Source organism: Ramlibacter sp. (assembly GCF_035706265.1).
Classification (GTDB): Bacteria; Pseudomonadota; Gammaproteobacteria; order Burkholderiales; family Burkholderiaceae_C; genus Ramlibacter.
Genome location: NZ_DASSVG010000630.1, coordinates 1 through 5017, shown reverse-complemented (window position 1 = coordinate 5017; position 5017 = coordinate 1). Strand labels below are relative to the sequence as shown.

General features: G+C 71.9%; 6 protein-coding genes. All 6 read left to right on the top strand.

Features of this window, described 5'->3' with window-relative positions:
• On the top strand, nt 1–648 hold a 648-nt coding region (locus tag VFM98_RS22695; RefSeq protein ID WP_325112164.1), incomplete at its 5' end, for an ABC transporter substrate-binding protein.
• 7 nt (nt 649–655) lie between these two features.
• Entirely contained in the window at nt 656–1552 is an 897-nt protein-coding gene (locus tag VFM98_RS22690) for a branched-chain amino acid ABC transporter permease (protein WP_325112163.1), read from the top strand.
• A gap of 10 nt (nt 1553–1562) precedes the next feature.
• Nucleotides 1563–2540, top strand: coding sequence for a branched-chain amino acid ABC transporter permease (locus tag VFM98_RS22685; protein WP_325112162.1), 978 nt, complete (start codon nt 1563–1565; stop codon nt 2538–2540).
• The gene (locus VFM98_RS22680) at nt 2537–3346 is read left to right on the top strand and encodes an ABC transporter ATP-binding protein (protein WP_325112161.1); all 810 of its coding nucleotides are present in this window, start codon (nt 2537–2539) and stop codon (nt 3344–3346) included. The genes VFM98_RS22685 and VFM98_RS22680 overlap by 4 nt, the downstream gene beginning before the upstream one ends.
• Nucleotides 3343–3999 carry an ABC transporter ATP-binding protein gene (locus VFM98_RS22675; protein ID WP_325112160.1) on the top strand — a complete coding sequence of 219 codons (657 nt, stop codon included), beginning with the start codon at nt 3343–3345 and terminating at the stop codon, nt 3997–3999. Before VFM98_RS22680 ends, VFM98_RS22675 begins: the two co-directional genes overlap by 4 nt.
• Nucleotides 3996–5017, top strand: a 1022-nt coding sequence (locus VFM98_RS22670; RefSeq protein ID WP_325112159.1) for a long-chain fatty acid--CoA ligase, incomplete at its 3' end; no start/stop codon positions are given. The genes VFM98_RS22675 and VFM98_RS22670, both read left to right, overlap by 4 nt.

Below are 5017 nucleotides of genomic sequence, written 5' to 3'. Positions count from 1 at the left end.
AAGTTCGGCGCCGGCCAGTACGGCACCGAGGTCTCGGCGCTGCTCTCCAAGCCGGCCGACATCGTGCATTCCAGCCTGTGGGGCGGCGACCTGCAGGCCTTCATCCTGCAGGCCGGCGCGCGCGGCGTGTTCCAGAAGCAGACCCCGGTGCTTTCCGCCGCAGACCACGTGCTGCCGGGCCTGGGCGAGAAGATGCCCAACGGCGCGATCCTCGGCGCGCGCGGCGCCTACGGCCTCATGTCCCCGAAGTCGCCGCTCAACGACTGGTGGTGGGAGATCTATTCCAAGGCCTACAACACGTATCCCGTGCAGGCCCCTTACCGCATGGCGCAGGCCCTGCTGGGGCTCAAGCTGGCGGCGGAAAAGGCCATCGCCGCCAACGGCGGCAAGAAGCCGACGCCGGAGCAGCTGGCCGCCGCGCTCAAGGGCAGCCAATGGCAGTCGCCCGCCGGCACCATCCGCATGGCGCTGGGCGACGGGCACCAGGCGATCCAGGAGACGGCGATCGGCCGCACCCGCTGGGACGCGGCGAAGAAGATGGTGATCCTGGAGGACATCCAGCGCTTCCCGGCCGAATGCGTCAACCCGCCCGCCAACATGAAGAGCGAGGACTGGCTGAAGGCCGGCATGCCCGGCGCCAAGTGCTAGAGCGCGCGTGACCCTCGCCGCGACCATCCTGTTCGACGGCCTGAGCTACGCGGCGTGGCTGTTCATCGTCGCGCTGGGGCTCACGCTGGTGTTCGGGGTGCTGAAGATCCTGAACATCGCCCACGGCAGCTTCTATGCCGTGGGCGCGTACGCCGGCGCGAGCCTGGTGGCGTGGCTGGTGTCGATGAAGGTCTCGCCGGCGCTCAGCGTGGGGGCGCTGGTGCTCGCGGCCGCCGGCGTGGCGGCGGTGCTGGCGCCGCTCACCGAGCGCGGGCTGCTGCGCATGTTCTACCTGCGCGACGAGGTGCTGCTGGTGCTGGTGACCTACGCGCTGTTCCTGATCCTGGAGGACGTGACCAAGCTGCTGTGGGGCGTGAACCCCTACTACGCGGCCGACACCTACCAGGCCTTCGGCAACCTGCAGATCGGCGCCCTCACCTACGCCGGCTACGACCTGCTGCTGATCGCCGTGGCGATCGCCGCGGGCGGCCTGTGCTGGTGGGTCCTGAACCGCACGCGCCAGGGCAAGATCGTCACCGCCGTGATCCACAACGCGGAGATGGCGGCCAGCATGGGCGTGAACGTCTCGCGCGTCTACACGGGCGCCTTCGTCGTCGGCGTGTTCCTCGCCGCGCTGGGCGGCGCCCTCACCGCGCCGATGATCTCGGTGCAGCCGGGCCTGAGCGTGGGCGTGATCGTGGTGAGCTTCGCGGTGGTGATCATCGGCGGACTGGGCAGCATCGAAGGGGCGGCGCTCGGCGCACTGGTGGTGGGGCTGGCGCGCGCCGCCTCGGTGCACCTGTTCCCGGCCGCGGAGCTGTTCAGCATCTACATCGTGATGGCCGCGATCCTCGTGTTCCGCCCCGAGGGCGTCTTCCAGCGCGTGCAGGCGCGCAAGATCTGAGGAGCCGCCCGTGTCCGAGGCGCCGCCCGTGCATTCCCCCTCTCCCCGGCGCACGGCGCTGGCCACCGGCGCCGGCCTGGTGCTGCTGCTGGTGGCCGGCGCGGTGGCGCCGCGCTGGCTCACCTCGCTGGCGACGCTGGCGCTGGCCAACGGCCTGGTGTCGCTGGGCATCGTGGTCATGATGCGCTGCGGCGCCGTGCCCTTCGGCCAGGGCCTGGTGTTCGCGGCCGGCGGCTATGCGGCGGCGCTGCTGTTCAACAAGGCGGGCATCACCGACATCGTGCTGCTCTCCGCGCTGGGCGCCCTGGCGGGCTGCGCCATCGCGGCACCGTTCGCGCCGCTGCTGGCGCGCTACCGCGGCATCTTCTTCGCCATGCTGACGCTGGCGCTGTCGATGGTGCTCTATGGCCTGCTGATGAAGACCGAGCCCCTGGGCGGCTCGGACGGCTTCAACGTCGGCCGCGCCACGCTGCTGGGATGGAAGCCGCCCGACGCCGCCGCGCACTACGTGCTGTGGGCCGTGACGGCGACGATCGCCTGCGGCCTGGGCGGCCTGATGCGCATCTACTTCGATTCCCAGCGCGGGCTGCTGTCGCTCGGCGTGCGCGAGAACGAACTGCGGGTGGAGTACCTGGGAAGCTCCGTGACGCAGATCGTGGCCGTCAACTACCTGGTCGCCGCGGCCCTGGGCGGCGCCGGCGGCGCGCTCGCCGTGCTGGCGCTGGGCCACATCGACCCGAACTTCAGCTACTGGACCACCTCGGGCGAGTTCGTGTTCGTCGCCATCCTGGCCGGCCACCACAGCGTCGTCGCCGTGCTGGCGAGCTCCTTCCTGCTCGAACTGGTGCGCTCCTTCTCCAGTGCCTGGTTCCCCAATACCTGGCAGCTCGCGCTGGGCCTGTTCCTGCTGCTGGTGATCCGCTTCCTGCCGGACGGCCTGGGCTCGCTGCTGGCCCGCCTGCCGGTGCTGCCGCGGAGGGCTGCATGACCGCCGGCGTGCCGCTGCAGGATCCCACCGGGCCCGTGCTGTCCGCGCGCGGGCTGCAGCGCACTTTCGGCGCCGTGGTCGCGGCCGGCGACATCAGCATCGACGTGCAGGCCGGCGAGCGCCTGTGCCTGATCGGCAGCAACGGCGCCGGCAAGACCACCTTCGTCAACATGGTCACCGGCTACCTCAAGCCGAGCGCGGGCCGCATCGTGCTGGCGGGCGAGGACATCACGCAGCGTTCGCCGCGCGAGATCACGCGCCGCGGCGTCGCGCGCTCCTTCCAGATGCCGCAGCTGTGCCTGCACCTGAGCGTGCTGGACAACATGCTGACCGCGCTGCATTCCAGCCGCGGCCAGGGCCACTTCCTGCGGCCGGCCCACGACGCGGCCTCGCTCGCGCGCTCGCAGGAACTGCTGCACGGCTTCGGCCTCGCGGCCCATGCGCGCCGGCCCGTGCGGGAGCTGCCGGGCGGCGTGCGCAAGCTGCTGGACATCGCGATGGCGCTCACCGGGCACCCGCGCCTGCTGCTGCTGGACGAGCCCACCAGCGGCGTCAGCGCCGACGAGAAGTTCGCCACCATGGACACCGTGGTGCGCGCGATCGAGAGCCACCAGGACCGCTCGCCCGTCACGGTGGTGTTCGTGGAGCACGACATGGACATCGTGCGGCGCTACGCGAGCCGCATCGCCGCCTTCGCCAGCGGCCGCATCATCGCCGACGGCCCGCCGCTGCAGGTGCTGGAGGATCCCGAGGTGCAGCGCTGCGTCACCGGCTCCGCGCCGGCCGCGCAAGGATCGGCCGCATGATCCGCATCTCTGGCGCGCGCGCGGCGATCCAGAACGTGGAGGTGCTGCGCGGCTTCTCGCTGCACGTGGCACCGGGCACGATGGTGGGCCTGATCGGCCGCAACGGCGCCGGCAAGACCACCGTGATGCGCACGATCATGGGCCACCTGCCGCTGCTGGCCGGGACACTCACCTTCGACGGCGCCGACCTGGCGGCGCACTCGCCGCATCGCCGCGCCAGGATGGGCATCGGCTACATGCCCGAGGACCGCGGGCTCGTCCCCGAGCTCACCGTGGAGGAGAACATCTGCCTGCCGCTGTGGGTCTCGCCCGCGCTGGACCTGCGCCAGCGGCTCGCGTTCGTCTACGGCGTCCTGCCGGAGCTGCACGAGATGCGCGATCGCAAGGCGCTGCTGCTCTCCGGCGGCCAGCAGAAGCTGGTGGCGCTCGCGCGCGCCCTTGCGGTGGGTACGCGCCTGCTGCTGCTGGACGAGCCCTTCGAGGGCGTCGCGCCGGCGCTGTCGCAGCGCCTGTCCGAAGTGGTCGGCCAGCTGCGCGGCTCGGGGCTCACCGTGATCCTCAGCCAGTCCGACCTGAACCACTCCCGCCGCCTGCTCGACGACGAAGTCGTGATCGAGCGCGGCGCCAACCTCGCTGCCCCCGTCTCCGCATGACCCTTCACGACTGGCCCGAGATCCCGCTGCGCGATGAACGCCATTTCGGCGACCGCGTGCTGCGCTGCTTCGCCGAACGTCCGCCGCACCTGCCCGCCCTGCTCGCCGCTGCGGCGCAGGATCCGCAGGCGCTGGCGCTGGTCGACGGGGTGCGGCGCTGGAGCTGGCAGGCGCTGCGCGAAGAAAGCACGCGCCTGGCCGACGGCCTGCGTGGCCTCGGCGTGCGCCCGGGCGACCGCGTCGTGCTGCTGGCGCCCAATCGCGCCGAGTTCGTGATCGCCACCCATGGCGTGCTGCAACTCGGGGCGGTGCTGGTGCCGGTGAGCATGCGCGAGGCCGGCCCCGGCATCGCCTACATCCTGAACCAGTGCCGGGCCTCGGTGGTGATCGCAGACCCGGCCATGACGGTGCTGGTGCCGCCGTCACTGGCCGATGGCACGCCGCTGCAGCGCGTGGCCCTGCCCGGGGCCGCCGCCGGCGAGGGCTGGCTGCGCTGGCATGCCTTGACGGACCAGCCCCCATCGCATTTCGCCGACGCCGCGCCGGGCGAGGAAGAGCCCGCCGTCATCCTCTACACCTCCGGCACCACCGGCGCGCCCAAGGGCGCGGTGCTCACGCACTTCAACCTGATCCACTCGGTGCTGCACTACCGGCACGCGCTCGGCCTGCGCGCGGGCGAATGCGGGCTGCTGGCCGTGCCCGGCTCGCACGTGACCGGGTTGGTGGCGCTGATCCTGGCGATGGCGGGCGTGGGCGGCAGCGTGGTGCTGCTGGCCGACTTCAAGGCCGCGGCCTCGCTGGCGCTGGTCGCGCGCGAGCGCATCACCTACACGCTAATGGTGCCGGCGATGTACGCGCTGTGGCTGCGCGAACCCGCGCTGCAGGAGACCGATCTCTCGTCGCTGCGGCTGGCCGGCTTCGGCGGCGCCCCGATGGCGCCCGCCACCATCGAGGGCCTGCGGGCGAACTGCCCCGGCATCCGCCTGTTCAATGCCTACGGTTCCACCGAGACGTCCTC

Coding starts and splice junctions, on each gene's coding strand:
- VFM98_RS22680 (WP_325112161.1), top strand. CDS start 2,537: ATGACCGCCGGCGTGCCGCTGCAGGATCCCACCGGGCCCGTGCTGTCC.
- VFM98_RS22675 (WP_325112160.1), top strand. CDS start 3,343: ATGATCCGCATCTCTGGCGCGCGCGCGGCGATCCAGAACGTGGAGGTG.